Annotated in this window: 20 protein-coding genes and 1 pseudogene; 11 read left to right on the top strand and 10 right to left on the bottom strand. The window is 72.5% G+C overall.

Features of this window, described 5'->3' with window-relative positions; genetic code table 11:
* Together efeU and ACFY3I_RS12450 are read left to right on the top strand one after the other, a co-directional pair.
* A complete protein-coding gene (gene efeU, locus ACFY3I_RS12455) occupies window positions 1-894 on the top strand; it encodes an iron uptake transporter permease EfeU (protein ID WP_365294454.1) in 894 nt (297 codons plus the stop codon).
* Window positions 833-1,843, top strand: a complete 1,011-nt coding sequence (locus ACFY3I_RS12450) for a hypothetical protein (protein WP_365294453.1) — start codon at window positions 833-835, stop codon at window positions 1,841-1,843. Before efeU ends, ACFY3I_RS12450 begins: the two co-directional genes overlap by 62 nt.
* A 235-nt stretch (window positions 1,844-2,078) precedes the next feature.
* On the opposite strand, the gene ACFY3I_RS12445 is transcribed toward ACFY3I_RS12450, so the two are convergent.
* The 4 genes from ACFY3I_RS12445 to ACFY3I_RS12430 all read right to left on the bottom strand — a co-directional run bounded on the left by ACFY3I_RS12445 (window position 2,079) and on the right by ACFY3I_RS12430 (window position 6,418).
* Window positions 2,079-2,843, bottom strand: coding sequence for a bifunctional DNA primase/polymerase (locus tag ACFY3I_RS12445; RefSeq protein ID WP_390860538.1), 765 nt, complete (start codon window positions 2,841-2,843; stop codon window positions 2,079-2,081).
* A gap of 93 nt (window positions 2,844-2,936) precedes the next feature.
* Window positions 2,937-3,935, bottom strand: a complete 999-nt coding sequence (locus ACFY3I_RS12440) for a small ribosomal subunit Rsm22 family protein (RefSeq protein ID WP_390860537.1) — start codon at window positions 3,933-3,935, stop codon at window positions 2,937-2,939.
* A 9-nt stretch (window positions 3,936-3,944) separates the two neighbouring features.
* The gene (locus ACFY3I_RS12435; protein WP_390860536.1) at window positions 3,945-5,165 is read right to left on the bottom strand and encodes a serine hydrolase domain-containing protein; all 1,221 of its coding nucleotides are present in this window, start codon (window positions 5,163-5,165) and stop codon (window positions 3,945-3,947) included.
* Window positions 5,105-6,418, bottom strand: a complete 1,314-nt coding sequence (locus ACFY3I_RS12430) for a multidrug effflux MFS transporter (RefSeq protein ID WP_390860535.1) — start codon at window positions 6,416-6,418, stop codon at window positions 5,105-5,107. The genes ACFY3I_RS12435 and ACFY3I_RS12430 overlap by 61 nt, the downstream gene beginning before the upstream one ends.
* Window positions 6,419-6,553: 135 nt before the next feature.
* Here ACFY3I_RS12430 and ACFY3I_RS12425 point away from each other — a divergent pair, with 135 nt between their 5' ends.
* Window positions 6,554-7,549: a Gfo/Idh/MocA family protein gene (locus ACFY3I_RS12425; protein WP_390860534.1), complete on the top strand. Its 996-nt coding sequence runs from the start codon at window positions 6,554-6,556 to the stop codon at window positions 7,547-7,549.
* Window positions 7,550-7,699: 150 nt separating this feature from the next.
* Window positions 7,700-8,458, top strand: a complete 759-nt coding sequence (locus ACFY3I_RS12420; RefSeq protein WP_390860533.1) for an SDR family oxidoreductase — start codon at window positions 7,700-7,702, stop codon at window positions 8,456-8,458.
* A gap of 242 nt (window positions 8,459-8,700) precedes the next feature.
* Here the strand turns inward: ACFY3I_RS12420 and ACFY3I_RS12415 are convergent, their stop codons facing one another.
* Complete coding sequence (locus tag ACFY3I_RS12415; RefSeq protein WP_365294441.1) at window positions 8,701-9,888, bottom strand: D-alanyl-D-alanine carboxypeptidase; 1,188 nt, start codon at window positions 9,886-9,888, stop codon at window positions 8,701-8,703.
* A 201-nt stretch (window positions 9,889-10,089) separates the two neighbouring features.
* Between ACFY3I_RS12415 and ACFY3I_RS12410 the strand changes: the two genes are divergently transcribed.
* Both ACFY3I_RS12410 and ACFY3I_RS12405 read left to right on the top strand, forming a co-directional pair.
* A complete protein-coding gene (locus ACFY3I_RS12410; RefSeq protein WP_390860532.1) occupies window positions 10,090-11,547 on the top strand; it encodes an ABC transporter permease in 1,458 nt (485 codons plus the stop codon).
* Window positions 11,548-11,631: 84 nt separating this feature from the next.
* Complete coding sequence (locus ACFY3I_RS12405) at window positions 11,632-12,387, top strand: ABC transporter ATP-binding protein (protein WP_390860531.1); 756 nt, start codon at window positions 11,632-11,634, stop codon at window positions 12,385-12,387.
* A gap of 79 nt (window positions 12,388-12,466) precedes the next feature.
* Here the strand turns inward: ACFY3I_RS12405 and ACFY3I_RS12400 are convergent, their stop codons facing one another.
* Window positions 12,467-13,453, bottom strand: a complete 987-nt coding sequence (locus tag ACFY3I_RS12400; RefSeq protein ID WP_390860530.1) for an aldo/keto reductase — start codon at window positions 13,451-13,453, stop codon at window positions 12,467-12,469.
* A 47-nt stretch (window positions 13,454-13,500) separates the two neighbouring features.
* Complete coding sequence (locus tag ACFY3I_RS12395) at window positions 13,501-13,827, bottom strand: nuclear transport factor 2 family protein (protein WP_365294433.1); 327 nt, start codon at window positions 13,825-13,827, stop codon at window positions 13,501-13,503.
* 133 nt (window positions 13,828-13,960) lie between these two features.
* Between ACFY3I_RS12395 and ACFY3I_RS12390 the strand changes: the two genes are divergently transcribed.
* Together ACFY3I_RS12390 and ACFY3I_RS12385 are read left to right on the top strand one after the other, a co-directional pair.
* The gene (locus tag ACFY3I_RS12390) at window positions 13,961-14,506 is read left to right on the top strand and encodes a DoxX family protein (protein WP_390860529.1); all 546 of its coding nucleotides are present in this window, start codon (window positions 13,961-13,963) and stop codon (window positions 14,504-14,506) included.
* A 62-nt stretch (window positions 14,507-14,568) separates the two neighbouring features.
* Window positions 14,569-14,913, top strand: a complete 345-nt coding sequence (locus ACFY3I_RS12385; protein WP_390860528.1) for a MazG-like family protein — start codon at window positions 14,569-14,571, stop codon at window positions 14,911-14,913.
* A gap of 31 nt (window positions 14,914-14,944) precedes the next feature.
* On the opposite strand, the pseudogene ACFY3I_RS12380 reads toward ACFY3I_RS12385, so the two are convergent.
* Window positions 14,945-16,045 (bottom strand): annotated as a pseudogene (locus ACFY3I_RS12380) (polyprenyl synthetase family protein).
* Window positions 16,046-16,217: 172 nt separating this feature from the next.
* Between ACFY3I_RS12380 and ACFY3I_RS12375 the strand changes: the two are divergent.
* Together ACFY3I_RS12375 and ACFY3I_RS12370 are read left to right on the top strand one after the other, a co-directional pair.
* A complete protein-coding gene (locus ACFY3I_RS12375) occupies window positions 16,218-16,766 on the top strand; it encodes an HD domain-containing protein (protein ID WP_365294426.1) in 549 nt (182 codons plus the stop codon).
* Window positions 16,767-16,975: 209 nt separating this feature from the next.
* The gene (locus ACFY3I_RS12370; protein WP_390860887.1) at window positions 16,976-19,264 is read left to right on the top strand and encodes an FdhF/YdeP family oxidoreductase; all 2,289 of its coding nucleotides are present in this window, start codon (window positions 16,976-16,978) and stop codon (window positions 19,262-19,264) included.
* Between the two features lie 16 nt (window positions 19,265-19,280).
* On the opposite strand, the gene ACFY3I_RS12365 is transcribed toward ACFY3I_RS12370, so the two are convergent.
* Window positions 19,281-20,114, bottom strand: coding sequence for a PIG-L family deacetylase (locus ACFY3I_RS12365; RefSeq protein WP_390860527.1), 834 nt, complete (start codon window positions 20,112-20,114; stop codon window positions 19,281-19,283).
* Window positions 20,115-20,439: 325 nt separating this feature from the next.
* On the opposite strand from ACFY3I_RS12365, the gene ACFY3I_RS12360 reads away from it, so the two are divergent.
* The gene (locus ACFY3I_RS12360) at window positions 20,440-20,808 is read left to right on the top strand and encodes a hypothetical protein (protein ID WP_390860526.1); all 369 of its coding nucleotides are present in this window, start codon (window positions 20,440-20,442) and stop codon (window positions 20,806-20,808) included.
* Window positions 20,809-21,871: 1,063 nt separating this feature from the next.
* Here the strand turns inward: ACFY3I_RS12360 and ACFY3I_RS12355 are convergent.
* Window positions 21,872-22,456, bottom strand: coding sequence for a hypothetical protein (locus tag ACFY3I_RS12355; RefSeq protein ID WP_390860525.1), 585 nt, complete (start codon window positions 22,454-22,456; stop codon window positions 21,872-21,874).
* Window positions 22,457-22,464 lie beyond the last annotated feature (8 nt).

Genomic DNA, 22,464 nt, shown 5'->3' with positions numbered 1-22,464 from the left:
GTGTTCTCCAACTACCTGATCGGGCTGCGCGAAGGCCTCGAGGCCTCGCTCGTCGTCTGCATCCTCATCGCCTACCTGGTCAAGACCGGCCGCAGGGACGCCCTGCGGCCGATCTGGACGGGCATCGCGGTCGCGGTGCTGATCGCCATGGGCTTCGGCTGCGCCCTCGAATTCGGCTCCCAGGAGCTGACGTTCCAGGCGCAGGAGGCGCTCGGCGGGTCCCTGTCGATCGTCGCGGTCGGTCTGGTGACGTGGATGGTGTTCTGGATGCGGCGCACCGCCCGGCACCTGAAGAAGGAACTGCACGGCAAGCTGGACGCGGCCCTCGCGATGGGCACCGGCGCGCTGGTCGCCACCGCCTTCCTGGCCGTGGGCCGGGAGGGCCTGGAGACCGCCCTGTTCGTGTGGGCGTCGGTGCACGCGGCCAGCGACGGCACCCCGCGCCCGCTGATCGGTGTCGCGCTCGGCCTCGCCACCGCGGTCCTGCTCGGCTGGCTGTTCTACCGCGGTGCCCTGCGGATCAACCTCGCCAAGTTCTTCACCTGGACCGGAGCCATGCTGGTCGTGGTCGCCGCCGGCGTGCTGGCGTACGGCTTCCACGACCTCCAGGAGGCCGACTGGATCCCGGGCCTGACCAACCAGGCCTTCGACATCAGCGGCACCATCCCGCCGGACAGCTGGTACGGCACCCTCCTCAAGGGCGTGTTCAACTTCCAGCCCGACCCGACCGTGCTCCAGGTCACGGTGTGGCTGCTGTACCTGGTCCCGACACTCGTCCTCTTCTTCGCCCCGGTAGGGTTCGGCTCCGGGAAGGGGAAGGTGAAGGCTCCTGATGACGCACCTGACGACCAGGGATCGCGGTCCGCTGCGGCGCCGCAGGCTCCGCAGGCGTGATCGGAACGCGCTGCTGGCGGTCGCGCTGACCGCCGTGTCGCTGACGGCGAGCGGGTGCGTGGTGGTGCACGGGGAGCGCGAAATCCTCCCCACCACCACCCGCGCCGAGGCCGCCAAGGCGCTGAAGCAGTTCACGGACGCCTACAACAAGGCGGACGAGGCCTACGACGGCTCCCTGGACGCCGACTACACGACCGGCGCGCTCGCCGACATCGACTCCGCGCGGCTGAAGGCCGGCCACGCCAACAGCCCGAGCGGCAACTCCGGTCATTCCGCGCTGGAGTTCGACGACGTCCGCTACACCATCCCGAAGAAGGCCGGCTGGCCGCGCTGGTTCCTCGCGGACGCGCACGGCAACAAGGGCGGCGACGACCGCTGGCTGCTGGTCTTCACCCGCAACAGCCTCTCCGAGCCGTTCCAGGCCGCGTATCTGACACTGGTCGCGCCCGGCGCCGTACCGAAGTTCAGCACCGACAAGGACGGCTGGGCCGAGGCGGTGCCGGACGGCGGCGCCCAACTGGCCGTCTCCCCGGGCGACCTGGGCCGGGACTACGCCACGTACCTGAAGAGCGGCGGTGCCGCCTTCGCGGACGGTCCGCACACCAGCGGCTGGCGCACGGACCGCAGGAAGTCGACGAAGCCGGGTCTCGCGACCCAGTACATAGACGAGCCGCTGACCGACGGCGACTACGCGCCGCTCGCGCTGCGCACCGCGGACGGCGGGGCGATGGTGTTCTTCACCACCCGCTACTACGCGAAGGAGACGGCGGCCGCGGGCACGTCGCTGCCGACGCCGAACCAGGACGTGAAGGCCCTCACCAAGGGTGAGATCAAGCAGTCGCTGACCATGGAGTTCGTCTCCAACCAGGTCGCCCTGGACCCTGCGGGCGCCGGGAAGGTCTCGCTCCTCGGACGCATCCAGGGGCTGACGTCCGCCGAGGGTTCCTGACCGGGCCCGGGCCCGTGCCCGGAGGTTCCCCGCCGCAGGTCTCCTGCGGGCGGTTCCCGGCCGGCGGTTCCTAAGGGCTGTCCCGTAATCCCCGGTGGGTCGGCGCACGGCGTCGGATGCGGTGCATCGCAAGGCGGAGGGTCGCCCTCATACCGGGCGTATTCGGGCGACCCCGACAACGCTGCGAGGTGCCGTAGCTGTCGTCGTGCGCCCGCCGGGGATTACGGGACAGCCCTTAGCCGCGGGCCGGCCAGGCGGCGGACAGTCGGTCGGACTCGTCGCCGGCGTACCGGGCACAGGCGTCGGTGAGGCTCTCCAGGAGGCTCAGCGGGTCGGGCAGCGGACGCTCGGGGCCGCGCACCCAGCGCACCCGGCGGCCGTCGTCACCGGGCAGCCGGGCGGGCGGTACGAGGACGTAGGAACCCCGGCAGTGCCAGCGCAGGCCCGGGTGCTCGTCCATGGTCTCGGGGCGGCAGTCCAGCTCGCACGGCCACCACTCGTCCTCGTCCTCGGGGGTGCCGCGGGTGGCGGTGAAGAACAGCATGCGGCCGTCGTCGCTCTCGGCGACCGGACCGACCTGGACGCCGTCCGCGAGCAGTCGCTCCAGGGCCTGCCGGCCGGCCTCCAGGGGGACGTCCAGCACGTCGTGCGACATCCCGGTCGCGGTGATGAAGTTGGCCTGCGGCTGGTGCCGGGCCCACCGCTCGACCTGCGCGCGGTCGGTGGTGGACTGCGACTGCCACGCGAACGACACCGGGTGCCGGGCCGGGGTGGGACAGCCGACGCGGTCGCAGGAGCAGCCGTAGCCGGGGGCGGGGTGCGCGGCGGGGGCCAGCGGCAGACCCGCCTCGGCGGCGGCGAGCAGCAGCGTCGTGCGGCCCTCGTCGTCGGCGGCGGCATCCCCGGTCCGCCGTCCGAGCAGACGCTGGGAGAACCGCTGGGAGAGCCAGTGGGAGAGTGTGCCCTGGCGGCCGTCACGGCCGCCGAACGTCCCGCTCATGTATCGCCTCGCCTCGCTGTGGTGCGGCCAGCATGCCTTATCGTCCCATCTGGGCGTGAAGGGGGGTACGCGAGCGATAGGGCATTGCGGGAGTTACACCCTCGAACCCGGCGGCGGCCACTCGTCGCCCCAGTCCGCGTCCCGCGCCGCCTTGTACAGGTCGCCGTGGCGTTTGGTGACCGTCGTCCGGCGCAGGTGCTCGTCCTTCTCGCACAGGTCGAGCAGGACCTGGCCCTTGCGGATCTGCGGACGCCGGACCACCCGGGCGGGTGCCGGGGCGGCCGGGAGCCGGGTGGCCGCCACGTAGCTGAACTTCTCGTCCTCGTACGCCAGCGAACCGCCCTTGACCTGGCGGTGCAGGGAGGAGCGGCTGACCCGGGCGGAGAAGTGGCACCAGTCCGTGCCGGGGGTGATCGGGCAGGCGGCGCTGTGCGGGCAGGGCGCGGCCACCCGGAAGCCGGCGGCGACCAGGCGGTCCCGGGCCTCGATGACCCGGGCGTAGCCCGCCGGGGTGCCGGCCTCGACGATGACGACGGTCCGCGCGGCGGTCGCCACGGCGTCCACCAGGGTGCCGCGAGCGGCCTCGTCGAGTTCGTTGAGGACGTACGACACGGTGACGAGATCAGTGCTCTCGATGGTGAGCCCCGGTCCGATCCGGGCGCGCCGCCACTCGGCGTCCCGCAGCTCGGGACTGGCCGCGGCGATCTCCCGGCCGAGGGCCAGCGCCGGCTCGGCCCAGTCGAGGACCGTCACCGGCCGCACCCCGGCCCAGGTGTCGGTCACCGCCCAGGTCGCCGCGCCCGTCCCGCCGCCGACGTCCACGTGGCTCTCCGGCGCCCAGCCCTCGGGCGCGGTGTCGGCGAACGCCGTCAGCGCCGCCCGTACCGCCTCGAAGGTCGCCGGCATCCGGTAGGCGGCGTAGGCCACCACGTCCGCCCGGTCCCGCAGGATCGGAGCGTCGGTCGGGGTGGCCCCCCGGTAGCTGGCGATCAGCCGTTCGACGGCTGAGGCGGCCTGCTTGGGGGGCAGGCCGCCGAGGAGTTCGGCGAGCGTGGCGCGGAGCCGGTCGGCCGGGGATGCGGGGTGGTTCACCCGGCGATTCTAGGGGGCCGCGCCGCCGCCCCCACCGCCCGGCGGGCGGGGGAAGACCGCTCTGGCCAGCCTGGTCGCCGCGGCGGCCCGCGGGGTGCTGTCGCCGGGGCGGCGGCGCGGGTGGACGGTGTTGGCCAGCAGGACCAGGAAGGTGTCCGTCGCCCGGTCCAGGACCAGACTCGTGCCGGTGAACCCGGTGTGCCCGGCCGCGCCCCGGCCCGCCAGTTCGCCCATGAACCACCCCTGGTCGACCAGGAATCCCAGCCCCGGCGGGTCCAGCAGCAGGCCCACGAAGTCCGGGCCGAGTATGCGTGCCGTGCCGTAGGAACCGCCGCACAGCAGCGCCCGGCAGAAGACGGCCAGGTCCCGGGCGGTGGAGAACAGACCCGCGTGCCCGGCCACCCCGCCCAGCGCCCAGGCGTTCTCGTCGTGCACGACTCCGCGCAGCATCCCCCGGTCCGCCTTGGCCCACGGCCGCCGCTGGTCCTCGGTGGCCGCCGCGCCGGGGCAGGGGCCGAAGTCGGTGGCGGTCATCCCGAGCGGGCGGGTGATGCCCTCCCGGATCAGGACGTCGAGGGTACGGCCGGTGATGCGCTCCAGGACGGCCTGGAGGAGGAGCATGTTGAGGTCCGAGTAGCGGTAGGCGCCGGGCGCGGCGCTCGGCGCCTCGGCGCGGAGCAGGTCGAGGCGGGCCGCGCGGTCGGGGCAGTCGTAGAGCGGGAGTTCGGGCCGCAGCCCGGAGGTGTGGGTGAGGAGCTGACGGACCGTGATGCCGTGGACCGAGGCCGCCCGGAAGTCCGGGAGGTGGGCGCCGACCCGCGCGTCCATGCCGAGGGTGCCGCGTTCGAGTTGCTGCACGGCGGCGACCGCGGTGAAGAGTTTGGTGAGGGAGGCCAGGTCGAAGGGGGTGTCGACGGTCATCGGAACCCGGGCCGCGGGCGGCGGTTCGACACCCGCGTCGGCCTCCGGGTCGTAGGCGGACCAGCGCACCGCCCAGCCGGCCGCCTGCTGTACTGCGATCACGGGACCGCGTCCGGCGACCACCACGGCTCCGGCCGCCCAGGGCCGCTCACCGGTGGTGAGTGCCTGCACGTCGCGCGCGAGGTGCCTGAGTTCCGCGGGGTCGAGCCCGGCCCGTTCGGGTGTCTCGACGCGCAGTCTCGGTACGCTCAGCTCCCTGCTCCCTCCATCTCCGCACGTGTGTTCCCACGTGCGGTCCAGGGACGGCACATTCCCACGAAGCAGGCCAGCGCCACCAGTGCCCCCGCCAGTTGGACGATCGCCATGGGTACGGCGGTTCTCTCCCCGGCGATCCCGACCAGCGGCGAGGCGACCGCGCCCACCAGGAAGGACGAGGTCCCGAGCAGCGCGGACGCGGTCCCGGCGGCGTGCCGGGTGCGCAGCAGGGCGAGGGACTGGGCGTTGGGAAGGGTGAGGCCCATCGCGGACATCAGCACGAACAGGGCGGCGGCGACAGGCGCGAGACCGACCGGGCCGAATACCCCGGTCGCCATGAGGAGCAGGGCGGTCGCGGCGAGCACGGTCACGGCCAGGCCCGCGCCGAGCACCTTGTCCAGGCTCACCCGGCCCACCAGTACCTTGCCGTTGACCTGCCCGGCGATCACCAGCCCGACCGAGTTGAGCCCGAAGAGCAGGGAGAAGGTCTGCGGGGAGGCGCCGTAGATCTCCTGGATCACGAAGGGCGAGGCCGATATGTACGCGAAGAGCGCGGCGAAGGCGAAGCCGCCCGAGAGCAGGTAGCCGGCGAAGGGGCGGTCGGCGAGCAGGGTGCGCATGGCGCGGAGGGCGGCGGCCGCCCCGCCGGCGTGCCGCTCGGCGGGCGCCAGGGTCTCGGGGAGCCTCGCCCACACCACCACGGCGAGCACGGTGCCGACGGCCGTCAGGACGACGAACACGCCCCGCCAGTCGGTCACCCGCAGGATCTGCCCGCCGATCAGCGGGGCGACGATCGGTGCCGCGCCGGAGACCAGCATCAGGGTGGAGAAGAAGCGGGCCATGGCCACACCGTCGTAGAGGTCGCGTACGACGGCACGGGCGATGACTATCCCGGCCGCGCCCGCGAGGCCCTGGGCGAGGCGGAAGGCGACCAGCGTCCCGGCGTTCGGGGCGAGGGCGCACAGCGCGGTGGCGGCGACGTAGACGGCGAGGCCGGCCAGCAGCGGGCGGCGGCGGCCCCAGCGGTCGCTCATCGGGCCGACGACCAGTTGTCCCAGGGCCATGCCGGCGAGACAGGCGGTGAGGGTGAGCTGGACGGTGGCGGCGGGGGCGTGCAGGGAGCGGGTGACCTCGGGCAGCGAGGGGAGGTACATGTCCATCGCCAGCGGGGGTGTCGCGGTGAGCGCGCCGAGGACCAGCACCAGCAGCAGACCGGCCCGGCGGGCGGCGGGCTCGGCCGTGGGCGGCACGGCGCCGTCCGGGATGTCCGGCGTCGGCGCTGCCGGCCGCTCCGGTATCCGGCGCATGTGTCCCCCCGCTCGTTCGGTGCCCGGCGGTCCCGCCCCGCGGATCCGCTCCTGTCGGACCCCGATGTCCGCCGCCTATGCTCTCAGCTCGTACGGACTGCCTGGAAACACATGAGCGAGGGTGGGGCTGCCGGGATGGCTGAGCAGAGTGTGCGGTGGGGGATCCTGGCGACCGGCGGGATCGCCGCCGCGTTCGCGGCGGACCTGGTGGATCTGCCGGACGCGGAGATCGCGGCGGTCGCCTCCCGGACGGCGGAGTCGGCGGAGGCGTTCGCGGAGCGGTTCGGGATCGGACGGGCCTACGGCGACTGGGAGTCGCTGGCCCGGGACGAGGACATCGATGTCGTGTACGTCGCCACGCCGCACTCGGCGCACCGGGCGGCGGCCGGGCTGTGCCTGGAGGCCGGCCGGAACGTGCTGTGCGAGAAGGCGTTCACGATCGACGTCCGCGAGGCCACGGAACTGGTGGCGCTGGCGAAGGGGCACGACCGCTTCCTGATGGAGGCGATGTGGATGTACTGCAACCCGCTGGTGCGGCGGCTGAAGGCGCTGGTCGACGACGGGGCGGTCGGCGAGGTGCGCACCGTGCAGGCGGACTTCGGCCTGGAGGGGCCGTTCCCGCCGGCGCACCGGCTGCGGGACCCGGCGCAGGGCGGGGGCGCGCTGCTCGATCTGGGCGTGTACCCGGTGTCGTTCGCGCAGTTGCTGCTGGGCGAGCCGGACGGCCTGTCGGCGCGAGCGGTGCTCTCGGACGAGGGCGTCGATCTCCAGACGGGTGCACTGCTCTCCTGGGAGAGCGGCGCCCTGGCGAGCGTGCACTGCTCCATCGTCGGCGGAACCGGCACCACCGCCTCGGTCACCGGCTCCCGGGGCCGGATCGACGTCCCGGACGGCTTCTTCAATCCCGAGCGTTTCGTCCTGCGCCGTGACGGCCGCGCCCCCGAGGAGTTCGCCCTCGATCCGGCCGACGGCCCGCGCAACACCTTCCGCCACGAGGCCCGGGAGGTCATGCGCGCCCTGCGGGCCGGCGAGAAGGAGTCCCCGCTCGTCCCCCTCGACGGCACCCTGGCCGTCATGCGCACCCTGGACGCACTGCGCGAGCAGGTGGGCGTCCACTACGAACGCCCCTGAAAGGGGAGCGGGGAACGGCGCACACCAACGCCCCTGTAAAGGGGCGCGGGGAACTGCGCGCTCGGCCCCCACGGCCCTGCACCCGCAAACGCACCGCCCCCGCACAACCCTCCCCGCCCATCCCCGGCGGAGCGCCTACGCTGCGACCCCATGGATGCCAAGCAATCGAAGATCGCGGTGGTCACCGGTGCCGGATCCGGTATCGGCCGCGCCGTGGCCGTGGAGCTGCTGCGGGACGGCTGGTCGGTGGCGCTGGCCGGCCGCCGTCCCCGCACCCTTGAGGAGACGGCGGCGCTCGTCCCCGGGGGCGCCGCTCTCGTCGTACGCACGGACGTGGCGCAACCCGACGACGTCGCCGGGCTGTTCGCGGCGACCGTGGCCCGGTTCGGGCGGGTGGACCTGCTGTTCAACAACGCGGGGACGTTCGGGCCCGGCGGGGTGCCCGTGGAGGATCTCGCCTACGACGCGTGGCGGCACGTCGTGGACACCAACCTCAACGGGGCGTTCCTGTGCGCACAGGCCGCGTTCCGGCAGATGAAGGAGCAGGAGCCGCGGGGCGGGCGGATCATCAACAACGGGTCGATCTCGGCGCACACGCCCCGCCCGCGCTCCGTCGCCTACACCGCGACCAAGCACGCCCTCACGGGGCTGACCAAGTCCCTTTCCCTGGACGGGCGTCCGTACGGCATCGCGGTCGGGCAGATCGACATCGGCAACGCGGCCACCGACATGACCGCCGCGATGAGTTCCGGTGTCCTCCAGGCGAGCGGGGAGACGGCCCCGGAACCCGTGATGGACGTGGCCGACGTGGCACGCACCGTCCGTCACATGGCCGGACTGCCGCTGTCGGCGAACGTGCAGTTCGCGACGGTGCTGGCGACGGCGATGCCGTACGTCGGGCGGGGCTGAACCGCCGCCCGGTCCGGACGCCTTCGCAACCTGCACAACCGGAATTGAGACGTCCGCGCTATTGCGGCCGATAACGCGCCTATGCTCAACTTTCCTCCACCAGAACTTCACAGTTGAAGCTCTGGTGTTCCGCCGAACCACATCGAGGGGGGAGGCGGCAGCCGTCCTGCCGGACCGGGTGGGGGTGGACCCGTGTGGGACCGCGGGTACGCACCGGTGGGCGGGACGGCTGCCGCGTGACGTCAGCTCACCGGCGTGTCGGCGGAGTCGGCCGCGGCCGCCCGGCGGCGCCGGCGCACCGCCCAGGCCCCCGCGCCCAGCAGCGCGAGCGCCCCCGCACCGCCCTCCGCGAACGTCCACGCCGACGGTCCCGACGACCCCGCGCCGTCCGCCGCCCTCGTCCCGGCCGCACCCGCGGCGCCCTTGGCCGAGCCCGGCGACGGGCTCGCGGCGCTCTCGCTCAGCGGATCGACCAGGGTGCCGACCGGCTGCGCCGAACTCCCCTTCCCGAAGCCCCAGTCGAGCAGCGCGGCGGTCTCCTCGTAGACGGCGTTGCTGCCGCTGTCGGGGTGCATCACGGTGACCAGCAGGGTGCGGCCGCCCCGGGTGGCGCCGCCGGTGAAGGTGTTGCCGGCGTGGCTGGTGTAGCCGTTCTTGACACCGAACAGGCCCTTGTAGACGCCCAGTCCCCAGGAGCCGGTGAGCAGGCGGTCGGTGTTCTGGATCTGGAAGGTCTTCTTGCCGCCGGCCGGGAAGTCCGCGATCCGCGTTCCGCAGTAGCCGCGGAAGTCGTCGTCCTTCAGTCCGTGCCGGGCGAAGAGCGTCAGGTCGTAGGCGGAGGAGAGCTGGCCGGGGTGGTCGAAGCCGTCGGGGCTGACCACCCGGGTGTCCAGGGCCTGCAGGTCGGCCGCCCTGGCCTGCATCTCGGCGACGGTCTTCGCGATGCCGCCGTTCATGTGGGCGAGGACGTGCACGGCGTCGTTGCCGGAGCGCAGGAAGACGCCCTGCCACAGCTGCTCGACGGTGTAGGTGATGCCGGGCTTGATCCCGACCAGGCTGGAGCCGGCCGGCACGTCGGAGATGTCGCTGTCCTTGACCCGGTAGCGCTCGGTCCGCTCGAACTTCTTCAGCACGGTGTCCGCGAACAGCATCTTCAGGGTGGACGCGGGCGCCAGGCGCCGGTGCGCGTCGTAGGAGGCCAGCACCGCCCCGCTCGCGCAGTCGGCGAGCAGCCAGGCATGGGCGGTGATCTTCTTCGGGAGGCCCGTGGCACCGCGCACCTGGACACCGCCGCGGGCGAGACGCTCGCCGCCGATGGCGGTGCCCGCGGAGGCGGGTGTGGCGGAGGCGGGTGTCGCCGCGGAAAGGGGAAGGGCGGCGGCCGTGAGTCCGAAGACGGCACGCCTGGTCAGCCGGGAGGAATCGCGCACCCCGGGACGGTACACCGAATCGAACAGTCGATTCCGGGGTGAGCCCCCTCGGCACGAGAGGAATTTGCCGTCTTATGAAAGTTCGATAAGACTACGGGCTTTCTCAGCTCTGACACATGTTTTACCCAGTGTGACTCAAAGGTTTCTCCCTAGCTTGGGCCGGCGTCCACAACGGGCGCCGGGAACCTTCGAGGAAACGGGATGTTTGGCATCTATCTCAAGCGCGAGCTGGGCCGCAGAAAGAAGGCGGCCCTGGTCGTCGCACTGGGTCTGGCGCTCGGAATCGCGCTGGTCATCACGGTCGACTCCGTGTCGGCCGGTATGGCGCAGGCGCAGGACAAGGTCCTCAAGTCGCTCTACGGCCTCGGTACCGACATGACGGTCACCAAAACCCGTACCGCGCCCACCTCGGGCGGCTCCGGCCGCCCGAACTTCACCTTCGACGCCAAGTCCGGCAGCGGCTCCTCGCAGAGTTCGGACCGCGTGACGACCCAGGGCGGTCAGGCCCTGAAGTCGGCGCTCGTCACCGAGGTCGCCGCCCAGAAGGGCGTGGACAGCGCGGTCGGCGCGCTCTCCCTGAACGTCACCAAGGTCGACGGCTCCTTCACCCAGGGCAAGGCGCAGAGCTCCGGCACCAGCGGCGGCGGCCAGGGCGGTCCGGGCGGCGGCACCGGCAGCACCGGGCAGCCCCGGGTCCAGGGCGGCGGCGCGGACTTCGACGTCGACAGCTACTCCGTCGTCGGCGTCGACGTGGCCCACCAGGGCCTCGGCCCGCTCTCCTCGATGAAGATCACCTCGGGCCGGACCTTCACCTCCGCGCAGACCGGCGCCAAGGTCGCGGTGGTCGGCAGGTCGTACGCCAAGGAGAAGAAGTACAAGATCGGCTCGACCCTCAAGATCTCCGGCACCAGGATCACCGTCATCGGCATCGCGACCCCGGACAGCGGAGAGTCCGACACCGACGTGTTCGTCCCCCTGAAGGTCGCGCAGACCCTCGGCGACGCGAAGAACCAGGTCACCACGATCTACGTCAAGGCGACCGACTCCCAGCAGATCGCCGCCGTGAAGAAGGAGATCACCGAAGACATCTCCGGTACGACGGTCACCACCTCCGCGGACCTCGCCTCCACCGTCTCCGGTTCCCTCTCCACCGCCTCCGGCCTGGCGACCAGCGTCGGCAAGTGGCTGTCCGTCGCCGTCCTGGCGGCCGCGTTCCTGGTGGCGGCGCTGCTCACCTCCTCCGCGGTCTCCCGCCGGGTGCGTGAGTTCGGCACCCTGAAGGCGCTCGGCTGGCCGTCACGGAACGTCACCCGGCAGGTCGTCGGCGAGTCCATGGTCAACGGCCTGATCGGCGGCGCCCTCGGCATCGCCCTCGGCGTCGGCGCGGCCTGGGCGGTCACCGCGGTCAGCCCGAAGCTGACCGCCCAGCTGGGCGGTACGGGCGGCGGTGGCGGCACGGGCGGCGGCCCGGGCGGCGGCGGACCCGGACAGCAGGCGTCCCGGACCACCATGGAGATCGCGCTGAGCGCGCCGGTCTCCCTGACCACCATCGCGCTCGCGGTCGGCCTCGCGGTCACCGGCGGTCTGATCGCCGGCGCCATGGGCGGCTGGCGCGCCTCCCGGATGCGCCCGGCCGACGCCCTGCGCAGCGTCTCTTAGCACCGCCGCCCCCTCGGACCGGGGCGCCGCTTCCGATCCCCCCGGGACGCGGCGCCCCACCCCCTCACCTTCAGTGGAGATCCCATGTACCGGCTCACCGGAGTCACCAAGCGCTACAACCGGGGCAAGGAGACGGTCGAGGCGCTGCGCGGCGTCGACCTGACCATCGAGGACGGCGACCAGCTCGTCATCCAGGGCCCGACCGGCGGCGGCAAGTCGACGCTGCTCCAGATGATCGGCGGCCTGGACCGGCCGACCGAGGGCGGTGTCGAGCTGGACGGCGTCGACCTCGCGCGGATCGGCGAGGCGAAGCTGACCCGGCTGCGCGCCGAGAAGATCGGCATCATCTTCCAGGCGTTCAACCTGATCCCGACGCTCACCGCGCAGGAGAACGTCGAGACGGCCCTGGTGCCGCTCGGCGTGAAGCCGGCCGAACGGCGCGAGCGGGCGGCGGACGCGCTGCGCTCGGTGGGCCTCGGTGAGCGTCTCGCCCACTCCCCCGCGGAGCTCTCCGGCGGCCAGCAGCAGCGGGTCGCCATCGCCCGCGCGCTGGTGAAGAAGCCGAAGGTGCTGCTCGCCGACGAGCCCACCGGCAACCTCGACGAGGGCACCCGGGACGACATCATGGGCCTGCTGGAGGGCCTGTGGCACGAGTACCGGCTGACCTTCGTCATGGTCACCCACGACTCCTCCATCGCCCGCCGCGCACCGCGCCTGGCCACCATCAGGTCCGGCCGGATCACCCTCACCGAGCAGGGCGGCGGGCAGCGGTACGCCGAGCAGGGGGCCGGCCACGGCGCGCTCCCCCAGGGGCACGAGCCGAAGCCGTACGCGCAGTAGCCGTACGCGCAGTAGCCCTGCGTACGGCAGCCCCACGGCGGTGACGGGCAGGGGCGCTGACCGGTCTCCAGGGGGCCGTTCAGCGCCCGAGCAGCGCGTCGATCTCGGCGAGCTGCCCGGCGGTGAGCGGCCCCTTCGCCAGTGCGCCCGCGTTGTCCTCGGCCTGGGCGACGGACCGGAAACCGGGGATGGGGACCGTGCGCGGGCTGCGGGCCCAGATCCAGCCGAGGGCGCCCTGCGCGAGGGTCCGGCCGCCGCTGGTGAGGACGGCCCGCAGCGCGTCGACCCGGGCGATCCACCCGGGATCGGCCCCGGTTCCGTCCCCGAACCCGGGCAGCCAGGCGGGCGGCCTGCTCCGGATGTCCCCGGCTCCGGCCGCCCCCCGCCGGCCACCGAGCAACCCCATCGCGAGCGGGCTGCGGTTGACGGCGGCGAGCCCCAGTTCGTCGGCCAGGGACAGGAGTTCGGGCGCGTCCTGGAGCACGTTGAGGGTGTGCTGCACGGCCGTGCAGTGCGGGCCCTCGGCGAAGACCGCCGCGCGGGCCGGGTCGTCGGTGCTCCAGCCGTAGCCGCGGATGAGCCCTTCCGTCACCAACTCCTCGCACACATCGCGCAGTTCGGCGGCGCGGGCCGGGTCCGCGTCGGAGAGGTGCAACTGGTAGAGGTCGATGCGGTCGGTGCCGAGGCGGCGCAGGGAGGCGGTGAGGGCACGGCGGACGTGGGCCGGGGAGTCGTCGGCGCCGGTGAGCGTACGGCTGTGTTCGTCGAACACGTTGCCCCACTTGGTGGCGAGCACCACCTCGTCCCGGCGGCTGCCGAGGGCCCGGCCGAGGACGCGCTCGCTGTGCCCGGCGCCGTAGGTGTCGGCGGTGTCGAAGAAGGTGACGCCGAGGTCGAGGGCGCGGCGCACGGCCCGTACGGACTCCTCGTCGTCGACCCTGCCCCAGCCCAGCGGCTGCCCGCCCGCGTCCTGCCACTCACCGCCTATGGCCCAGCAGCCGAAGCCGAGCGCGCTGACCTCGATACCGGAACGTCCCAGGGTCCTGGTGGTGCTGTCACTGTCCATGCCCCGGGACGCTAGGAGTTGAAGTGCACGCGAGGGCAAGGGGCTCGTCAGGCCTGCCCGGTCTCGAAACGGGAGATGCGGCCGTCGTCCTCGACCGTGAAGTTCCAGCGGGTGACCATCTCGCCCCAGGTGTCGTTGCGGTAGTGCGCGAGCAGGGAACGACCGCCGTTGGACTCGTTGTCGACGTCGAGGTGACCGTTGGAGGAGAAGATCTCCCGGTCGATCCACTCGTCGAGGTCCCGGTCGGAGCCGTCGTCGGCCATGGTCGCGTCGGGGGTGAGGAGGCCCACGAGGCGCTCGCGGTCGCTGGAGTTGACGGCGGTGACGAAGGCCCGGACCGCCGGGTCGCTGAGCTTGGCTGTCTTGATCGTCATGCGAGCCAGCGTCACACCGCGGCCGTGGGTCCGCCACCCGAACGGCGGCGAGGGCGGGCCGGCCGGGTGGCCCGGTGCGACGGTGGAGACCCGACCCCGAGACCCGACCCGCCCGGCCTTCCGAGGAGCCTCCTTGACCTGCTACGACCGACGTGACGTGGGCCTGCTGCTGCTCCGGCTGGGGACCGGCGGGGTGCTGGCCGCGCACGGCACGCAGAAGCTGTTCGGCTGGTTCGGCGGCGGCGGGGTCGAGGGCACCGGCCAGTTCATGGAGTCCGTCGGGTACACGCCCGGACGGCAGAGCGCGCTGGCGGCGGGCCTGGCGGAGGCGGGCGGCGGCACGCTGCTGGCGCTGGGCCTGGCGACCCCGGCGGCGGGCGCCGCGGCGGCCGGCGCGATGGCGGGCGCGGCCGCGCTGCACGTGCCGAACGGCTTCTTCGCGGCGGAGGGCGGCTACGAGTACGCGGCGAGCCTCGGCCTGACCGCCGCCGGCCTGGCGGTCTCGGGCCCCGGCCGGCTCTCCCTGGACCACACGCTCGGGCACGTCTTCGACCGGGGCTGGATGGTCCCGGTGGCGCTGGGGGTGACGGCGGCGGCCACGGCCGCGGTGGTCGGGGCCAGGAGCCGGCGGGTGCGGCGGAAGCGGGAGGGCGAGCAGGAGGCGCTGTTCGAGGAGTGAACTCCCCGGCTGCGCGGGTGAACCCCCGGGACCGCCGGGCGGGGCGTGGCAGGCTACGGGGCATGACGCAGCATCCGACCCCGCCCGTCGACGTGTGGGCCGCCATCGACGGCCTCTGGACCTGGCTGGAGACCCACCGCGTGCACGACGGCGACACCGGCGTCGTCCTGCGGATGCTGAAGCTGACCGAGGAGGTCGGCGAGGTCGCCCAGGCGGTGATCGGCGCGACCGGCCAGAACCCCCGCAAGGGAGTCACCCACACGTGGGACGACGTCCAGGGCGAGCTCTGCGACGTGGTGATCACGGCGCTGGTGGCGCTGCGGACGCTGACACCGGAGGCCCGGGCGGTCTTCGAACGGCACCTGGCGGGCGTGACGGCCCGCTCACTGGGCCCGGCCGCGTCCTAAGGGCCGGGCGGGGGCGGGGGCACGGCCGGATTCAGTGGGCGCGCTCGATGCTCCAGTACGGCAGCCGTTCGAAGAAGGCGACCGCCTCGCCCCGCCGGCGCTGCCGCCAGCCCTCGGCCACCTCGGCGGCCTGTTCGGCGCGCTCGCGCATGCTTGCCCGTAGCCGGCCGGCCACCCCGCACGCCTCGGCGATCTCCCGGATCCGGGCGACCGTACCGGCGGTGCAGGCCGGATCGCCCAGCGCCTTCGTCAGCAGGGCCCGTTCCGCACCGCCGAGGTCGTCGAGCGACGACAGCAGCGCGGTCACGACGTAGTCGCGCTTCCCGTCGCGGATGTCGGTTCCGGTCGGCTCGCCCATCACCTCGCCGTCCCCGAACAGGTCCAGACAGTCGTCCCGCATCTGTGCGCAGATCCCCACCAGGCGCGCGTAGCGGCTCAGCTCCTCCTCGCAGGGGTCCGGTCCGGCACCGGCCGCGAGGAGTCCGAGCCGCAGCGGCGCCAGCAGCGAGTACCGCGCCGACTTGTAGTCCGCCACCTCGTCGACGACCTCGGTGTCCGGGAGCCCGCCCGCGACATCGCGCTCCAGGTCGGCGATCTGGCCGAGGAGCGTCTCCGCCGCCGCTCTGGTCTGCGCCTCGATCATGGCCTGCCGTACCGGCGGCGCGACCTCCGCGTCGAGGAGCACCCGCATTGACAGCGCGAGCGCCAGGTCGCCGGCGAGCACGGTGAGGCCGAGGGCGGTCCTGGGGCGGCCGGGGAACCGTTCCCGGTAGGCGTAGTAGGTGGACGGACCGCCCCGGCGGGTCGGGCTGTCGTCGATGAGGTCGTCGTGGATCAGGCCGTGGTCGTGCAGCAGTTCGAGGCTCAGGGCCGCCTGCCGCAGTCCCGGCACGGGCGCGTCCGTCACCAGGCGGGCCGCCTCGTGGAGGATCACCACCCGGATCCGCTTCCCGCCGCGCAGCTACAGCTCCCTGAGCAGGTGCAGGCACTCCGGCGTGAACCTGCTGAAGGACGGGGTGTCCAGGGAGGCGCCCAGGGAGTCGAAGTACTCCGCGAAGAGCTTCTCGAAGGCCCGGGTGTGACCGGCGAGGCGAGCCGTCAACCGGTCGTGGGCGCCGACGGGTTCGGGCATGGCGGGCCTCCTGGGCTGGGCGTGCGGGCACGGACGTCCCATCATGCTCGACGCCGCGAAGGTCCTGACTGTTCACTTTCCGGGCCGGGGCAGTTGGCCGGCGGCAAGTTGTCCGGACGAGTTCGGCGGACACCGTGCCCGGAGTGACGACTGTCCGCGACACGGAGGAATCATGAACACGCTCACGAGTGACCGGCTGGCCGAACTGATCGACGGCCTCGCCGGCCTCCCCTACGGCGGGGAGCCGGTCGACCAGCGCACCCACGCCCTGCAGGCCGCCCACCTCGCGGTGGCCGCGGGCGCCGACGACGAACTGGTGGTGGCCGCCGCCCTGCACGACATCGGCAGGGCCAGGCAGGTACGGGCCGACCACCCGGGCCTGCCGCACGAGCTGGCGGGCGCGGAGTGGGCCCGCCGGCACCTGAGCGAGCGGGCCGCCTGGATCATCGCCCAGCACGTGCCGGCCAAGCGTTACCTGGTGGCCACGGACCCCGCGTACCGGGCGCTGCTCAGCAAGGCGTCCATCGCCTCGCTGAAGGTCCAGGGCGGCCCGATGGACGAGGCGGAGTCCGCCGCCTTCGCCGCCCATCCGATGGCCGGGGACGCGGTGTCCCTGCGCCGGTGGGACGACGCGGCCAAGGACCCGCAGGGGCCGGTGCTGGCGATGACGGAGCTGGTGGCGGCGTACGAGCGGTGCGTGGCGGGTGCGGACCGGGGGTAGCACGGCCGCCCCCTCCGCCCCTCTCGCGAGGCCCGATCCACGTGCATAGCATGGCAAAGGGCGCCACTTGGTCCGGCGGCCACACTCGACGGCGAAGGGCGAGAGCCGTGAGTACCTCCCATGACGAGCAGAAGCGGACACGACCGGGCGGGGAAGAGCGGACACGACCGGGCGGGGAGGAACGGACACGGCCGGGCGCGGAGGAGCGGATCGAGCCCGAGGTGGGACCGCGGCCGGACGCGGAGCCGTTCTTCCACCCGTACCACCACCCGGCCGCCGGCTGGGGCGCCGCCAAGAGCGTGACCAAGTTCCTGATCCGGGAGCGGGCGCTCGTGGACGGGCCCCGCGCGATCATGAAGATGAACCACGAGAACGGCGGGTTCGACTGCCCCGGCTGCGCGTGGCCCGACGACACCAAGGGGCTGCGCCTGGACCTCTGCGAGAACGGGGTCAAGCACGTCACCTGGGAGATGACCCACAAGCGGGTCGGGCGCGAGTTCTTCGCCGCCCACTCGGTGTCCGACCTGTTCGAGTGGAGCGACTTCGCCCTGGAGGACCAGGGCCGGCTGACCGAGCCGATGGTGTACGACGCCGAGTCCGACCACTACGTGCCGATCAGCTGGCGTGACGCGTTCGCCCTCGTCGGACGCTCGCTGCGGGAGCTGGACGATCCGAACCGGGCGTCGTTCTACACCTCGGGCCGGCTCGGCAACGAGGCCACCTTCCTCTACCAGCTGCTCGCCCGCGAACTGGGCACCAACAACCTCCCCGACTGCTCCAACATGTGCCACGAGGCGAGCGGACGGGCCCTCACCGCCTCCCTCGGCACCGGCAAGGGGACCGTCGACCTCAAGGACTGGGACGCCACCGACGCCCTCTTCGTCATCGGGGTGAACGCGGCGTCGAACGCGCCCCGGATGCTGACGGCGCTGGCCGACGCCTACCAGCGGGGCGCGCAGATCGTGCACGTCAATCCGCTGATCGAGGCGGCGTCCCGGCGCACGATCATCCCGCACGACTTCGTGGACATGGCGGTCATGCACGCGACCCGCACCGGCACCCTGAACCTCCAGGTGCGCGTCGGCGGCGACATGGCGCTGCTGCGGGGCATCGCCAAGGCGGTCATCGACCAGTCCGGGTCCGACCCGAAGGCACTGGACCAGGAGTTCATCGACCGGTACACGACGGGCTTCGAGGAGTACCGCAAGGTGTGCGAGGCCACGCCGTGGGAGGAGATCGAGCGCCAGTCGGCCATCAGCCGCGCCGACATCCTGCACGCCGCGCGGATCTACCGGGAGGCCGACCGTTCCATCATCAGCTGGTGCCTGGGCGTGAGCCAGCACGAGCACGGCGTGGACACGGTGCGGGAGATCGTCAACCTGCTGTTGCTGCGGGGCAACCTCGGGCGGGAGGGGGCCGGGCCCTCGCCCGTGCGCGGGCACAGCAACGTCCAGGGCAACCGCACGTGCGGCATCGACCACCGCCCCGAACCGGCGTTCCTGGACCGGCTGGGCGAGGTCTGCGGCATCACCCCGCCCCGCGAGCACGGCCTGGACACCGTCGGCACGATCGCGGCGATGCTGCGCGGTGACATCAAGGTGTTCGTCGGCATGGGCGGCAACTTCGCGCTGGCGGCGCCGGACAGCCGGGCCACCTACGAGGCCCTGCGCAACTGCGACCTCACGGTGCAGGTGAGCACCAAGCTGAACCGCAGCCACCTGGTCCACGGCCGCCAGGCCCTGATCCTCCCCTGCCTGGGACGCACCGAGAAGGACCACCAGCGCCACGGCGTCCAGGCCACCTCGGTGGAGGACTCGATGAGCATGGTGCACCTGTCGGTGGGCATGAAGAAGCCCGCCTCCCCGCACCTCATCTCCGAGCCGGCGGTCATCGCGGGCATCGCCCGGGCGGCTCTTCCCGACTCCGCCACCCCCTGGTCCTGGTACGTCGAGGACTACGACCGCATCCGCGACACCATGGCCCGGGTCCTGGACGGCTTCGAGGACTTCAACCGCCGGGTCCGGCTCCCGCTCGGCTTCCGCATCCGCCAGCCGGCCCGCGAACTGGTCTTCCGCACGGACTCCGGGCTCGCCGAGTTCTCCTCGGCCCCGCTGCCGGACGTGGTGCCCCCGCCGGGCACCCTGGCGCTCGGCACCATGCGCTCCCACGACCAGTGGAACACCACGATCTACTCCGACAACGACCGCTACCGGGGCATCCGGAACCTGCGCACCCTCGTCTTCATGAACCCGGCCGACATGCGCGAACGCGGCATCGGGGAGTTCGACCCGGTCGACATCACCAGCACCGCCAAGGACGGCACCACCCGCGCCCTGGACGGCTACCTGGCCGTCCCCTACGACCTCCCCCGGGGCTGCGCGGCCGGCTACATGCCGGAGATGAACGTGCTGATCGCCCTGTGCGACTACAGCGAACAGAGCGACCAGCCGTTGATGAAGCACATCAGGGCGGTGATCAACCGGTCGGCCGCCGACTGAGGGTGCGCCGCCGGGTTCAGCGCAGTCCGGCGAAGAGGTCGTCCTCGGGAAGGTCCGCGCCGGTGCTGTCCTTGACCCGCACGAAGGTCTCGACGCCCATCAGCTCGGTGAACCTCTCCTCACCCATCTTGAGGAAGAAGATGTTCTCGCCCTGGCTGGCGTGCGCGGCCAGCGAGTCGAACTTCTGGCCGCCGAACGCCCTGGTGTCCACCCAGGTGCTGATCTCGTCGTCCGGCAGTCCGATCTCCGCCAGCGCGGCGGCCTCGGCCGGATCCGGCTCCGGCATCTCCTCGCCGAACTCGCGCAGGGCCTCGCCGAACCGCTGCATCGCGGAGCGCGGCATCGTCGTCCAGTAGGCCTTGGACACCGAGTCGGTCATCTCCAGCGCCGCCATCGTGATCCGGTGGGCCTGGATGTGGTCGGGGTGCCCGTAGAAGCCGTTCTCGTCGTAGGTGACGACGACGTCGGGCCGGTAGTGCCGGATGAGTTCGGCGAGCCGCGCGGCCCCCTCCTCCACCGGCGTCTGCCAGAACGACCCGGGGGCGGCGTTGGACGGCCAGCCCATCATCCCGGAGTCGCCGTACCCCAGCATCTCGAGGTCGCTGATCTTCAGGATCTCGCAGCTGGCCTCCAGCTCCTGCCGCCGGAGCGCGGCGACGGCCGCCGGGTCGTGCCCGGGGTCACCCGGTTTGACGCCACCGGGCCCGTCGCCGCAGGAACCGTCGGTACAGGTCACCAGAACCGTGCGCATCCCTTCCGCCGCATACCTCGCGAGCACTCCCCCCGTGCTCGTGGCCTCGTCGTCGGGGTGGGCGTGCACCGCCATGAGCGTCAACGGCCGGTCGTTCATCAAACAGTCCTCCAGTACGGAAAGCCATCGGTCCGAGTCCACGGCGGGCGCCCGGTCGGGCGCCCGCGACGGCAGACTCCCGAGCACACCGATTCTCACCGCCCGGGCGGCACCGCTTCCTCAACGGATGCAACGGTGCCGCCCGGCCGAACTGTTCCCTCCACGCGCCGGGGCGCGCCGGGAGACGGGGCGCCCCGGAGAACCCATTGGACAAAAGTCGCGTTGTTGCATGCGGCGATATCCAGCGCGGCACGTCCTGAACCCTGGATGATGGGTAACTGCACAGTGACGGTAAGTGAAGAGGGGCGATGCCGTGGGGGCCATGATGACCGCACAGGAAACCGACCGCACGGAGGGTCTCCCTCCGCACAGCTCCTCCGGGCACCCTCCGGGCGGCGCGCACCGGCGGCCGCGCGCTGAGGGCGGCCGGACCGCCTCGTCCGCCGTCTTCGTCGCCGCGTGTACGGTCTTCGGGCTCACGCTGGCCACCGCGGCCGCGCTCCTCGTGCCCCGTTCCGGGCGTACGGCCGTGTTCCTCGCCGTACAGGCGGCGGCGACCCTGCTGGCCGTGGCCCTGGGGCTGCTGCGCCGCACCCGCCGTCGCGGGCCGGACACCCCGCCCGGCATCGCGTGGACCACCCCGGGCGACCGGACGGGCGTCAACGGCGGCGGTGCGAGCCCTGCCGCCGGCTAGGCCGCCCGGACCGGCGACCGCCACCGCGCCGCCCCGGCCCCTGGCCCGTCCCGCGGCCCGCGTTGCGGCGACGGATCACGGTCGCCGCACCCGCCCCGCCGGCGGATGCCAGCGCCCCCGAGCCGATCGCCCAGCCGGCGACGCCCACGGCGTGGGCCGCCATCATGGCTCCGATCACCGACGCGGGCAGCAAAAGCACCAGCAGACCGAACTGGATCACGGCATGCCACGCCGAGTCGTTCTTCGTGAAAACCCGGTCCGAAAGACGGTCGAGAAAATCAAGAAAGCTTTCGGGGGGAGTGTCTGAACGACCATTCGGCGCGCCGGTTCTCCGCTCGTGGATATATGCACCGTTGACGGAGGAGTCGCGTCCCGCCCCCTCCTGTCCCGGCCTGCCGTCCCCATTGGGGCGGACACCGTTCCGCGAGGGGATATTCGGCGTCCCGGAACCGGACTCGGGCATCCCTGATGCCGTGGGAACAGGATCGGGCACCGGGAACTCCTGACTGATACACCAACATGAAGCAGCGTTCGCCGCTCCCCTCACACCAGACGGCGACCTGCGAGGATCCCCTGGTCACCGATCCCCGTCGCCGATCCGTACGTCGTCCCGCCACCGACCCCGTCGGACAGCCACGCACGGACGGAAACACAATCTATAGCCCCAGGACTCCCGGCACGCGTGCGCTCAAGAATGCGGCACCGGTAATCAGGAACGTCTCGCACACTCGGTGCCGACAACACGACCTGTTACATGCCTGTTCGGACTCCACGCACCGTCAACGGGTTCCTGAATGGCACCCCTTTCACCCCCGGGAGTGACACCGCACGCCCCTGGACAGAACAGGTTTCACTCTCGCTTTACACACGGCCCGCCCCTGTCCGGACGGAGATCGCGTATTCCGCTCCACGCCGTACGGGAAACCGGAGTTGGGGGCGCGGTCCCCACGGGCGCCCACGCACTCCGTGAACGGAATCAGCACGCGGAGGCGGCTCCCCGAACACGACGGTGCCGTGGCGGGCAACACGCCCGCCACGGCACCTCGTCCACGGCCCTACGGCGTCACCAGGTGTGCGCCACGTCCACCACGAGGTGGTTGGCGGTCTGGAGGACGCGGAACGGCAGCCGGGCACGGACGCCGAGTCCGGCCTGGGTGTAACCCTCGCTGCCACCGGTGAACTTGAACTCCCGGAAGGTCCGGTACCCGGTGACGTCGACGGGCTGAAGCACCGGGTAGGGCTGCCCGGTCGCCGGGTCGTAGCGCGGGGAGAACAGCGAGATCTCCAGAACGGCCCCGCCCTTGAACGGAATGACGACGTCGCTCGGGTCCTGGTGCAGTACGTCGACGTAGCGGACCGTGTACCCGATCGGCTCGGCTCCCGTGCCCTGGACGTCGAAGACCAGCCGGTCGAAGCACTCGTGCTGTCCGGCCCGCACGTCGGTCAACCGCCGTGCGGAGGCGGGGTCGGCGCTCTTCGCCAGACTGCCCCACGTCACGGCGCAGTCCGCGGCTGCCGCGGGCGCGGCCACCGCGGGAACGGTGCCGGCCACCGCGGGAACGGTGCCGGCCACCGCGGGAACGGTTCCGGCCACCAGCCCACCGCCCGCCAACGTGATCGCGGCCAGTGCAGTACCTATCCGTCGCATGACTACCC

It is taken from the genome of Streptomyces sp. NPDC001068 (assembly GCF_042897315.1).
GTDB lineage: Bacteria > Actinomycetota > Actinomycetes > Streptomycetales > Streptomycetaceae > Streptomyces.
Note: the sequence above shows the minus strand (reverse complement) of the source record. Positions and strands in the feature narration are given on the sequence as shown.

Excerpts from the sequence above, each read along its gene's own strand:
- ACFY3I_RS12375 (WP_365294426.1), top strand. The coding sequence starts at position 16,218 with ATGAACACGCTCACGAGTGACCGGCTGGCCGAACTGATCGACGGCCTC.
- ACFY3I_RS12360 (WP_390860526.1), top strand. The coding sequence starts at position 20,440 with ATGACCGCACAGGAAACCGACCGCACGGAGGGTCTCCCTCCGCACAGC.
- ACFY3I_RS12420 (WP_390860533.1), top strand. The coding sequence starts at position 7,700 with ATGGATGCCAAGCAATCGAAGATCGCGGTGGTCACCGGTGCCGGATCC.
- ACFY3I_RS12445 (WP_390860538.1), bottom strand. The coding sequence starts at position 2,843 with ATGAGCGGGACGTTCGGCGGCCGTGACGGCCGCCAGGGCACACTCTCC.
- ACFY3I_RS12410 (WP_390860532.1), top strand. The coding sequence starts at position 10,090 with ATGTTTGGCATCTATCTCAAGCGCGAGCTGGGCCGCAGAAAGAAGGCG.
- ACFY3I_RS12430 (WP_390860535.1), bottom strand. The coding sequence starts at position 6,418 with ATGCGCCGGATACCGGAGCGGCCGGCAGCGCCGACGCCGGACATCCCG.
- ACFY3I_RS12405 (WP_390860531.1), top strand. The coding sequence starts at position 11,632 with ATGTACCGGCTCACCGGAGTCACCAAGCGCTACAACCGGGGCAAGGAG.
- ACFY3I_RS12385 (WP_390860528.1), top strand. The coding sequence starts at position 14,569 with ATGACGCAGCATCCGACCCCGCCCGTCGACGTGTGGGCCGCCATCGAC.
- ACFY3I_RS12365 (WP_390860527.1), bottom strand. The coding sequence starts at position 20,114 with ATGAACGACCGGCCGTTGACGCTCATGGCGGTGCACGCCCACCCCGAC.
- ACFY3I_RS12355 (WP_390860525.1), bottom strand. The coding sequence starts at position 22,456 with ATGCGACGGATAGGTACTGCACTGGCCGCGATCACGTTGGCGGGCGGT.
- ACFY3I_RS12425 (WP_390860534.1), top strand. The coding sequence starts at position 6,554 with ATGGCTGAGCAGAGTGTGCGGTGGGGGATCCTGGCGACCGGCGGGATC.
- ACFY3I_RS12450 (WP_365294453.1), top strand. The coding sequence starts at position 833 with ATGACGCACCTGACGACCAGGGATCGCGGTCCGCTGCGGCGCCGCAGG.
- ACFY3I_RS12400 (WP_390860530.1), bottom strand. The coding sequence starts at position 13,453 with ATGGACAGTGACAGCACCACCAGGACCCTGGGACGTTCCGGTATCGAG.
- ACFY3I_RS12395 (WP_365294433.1), bottom strand. The coding sequence starts at position 13,827 with ATGACGATCAAGACAGCCAAGCTCAGCGACCCGGCGGTCCGGGCCTTC.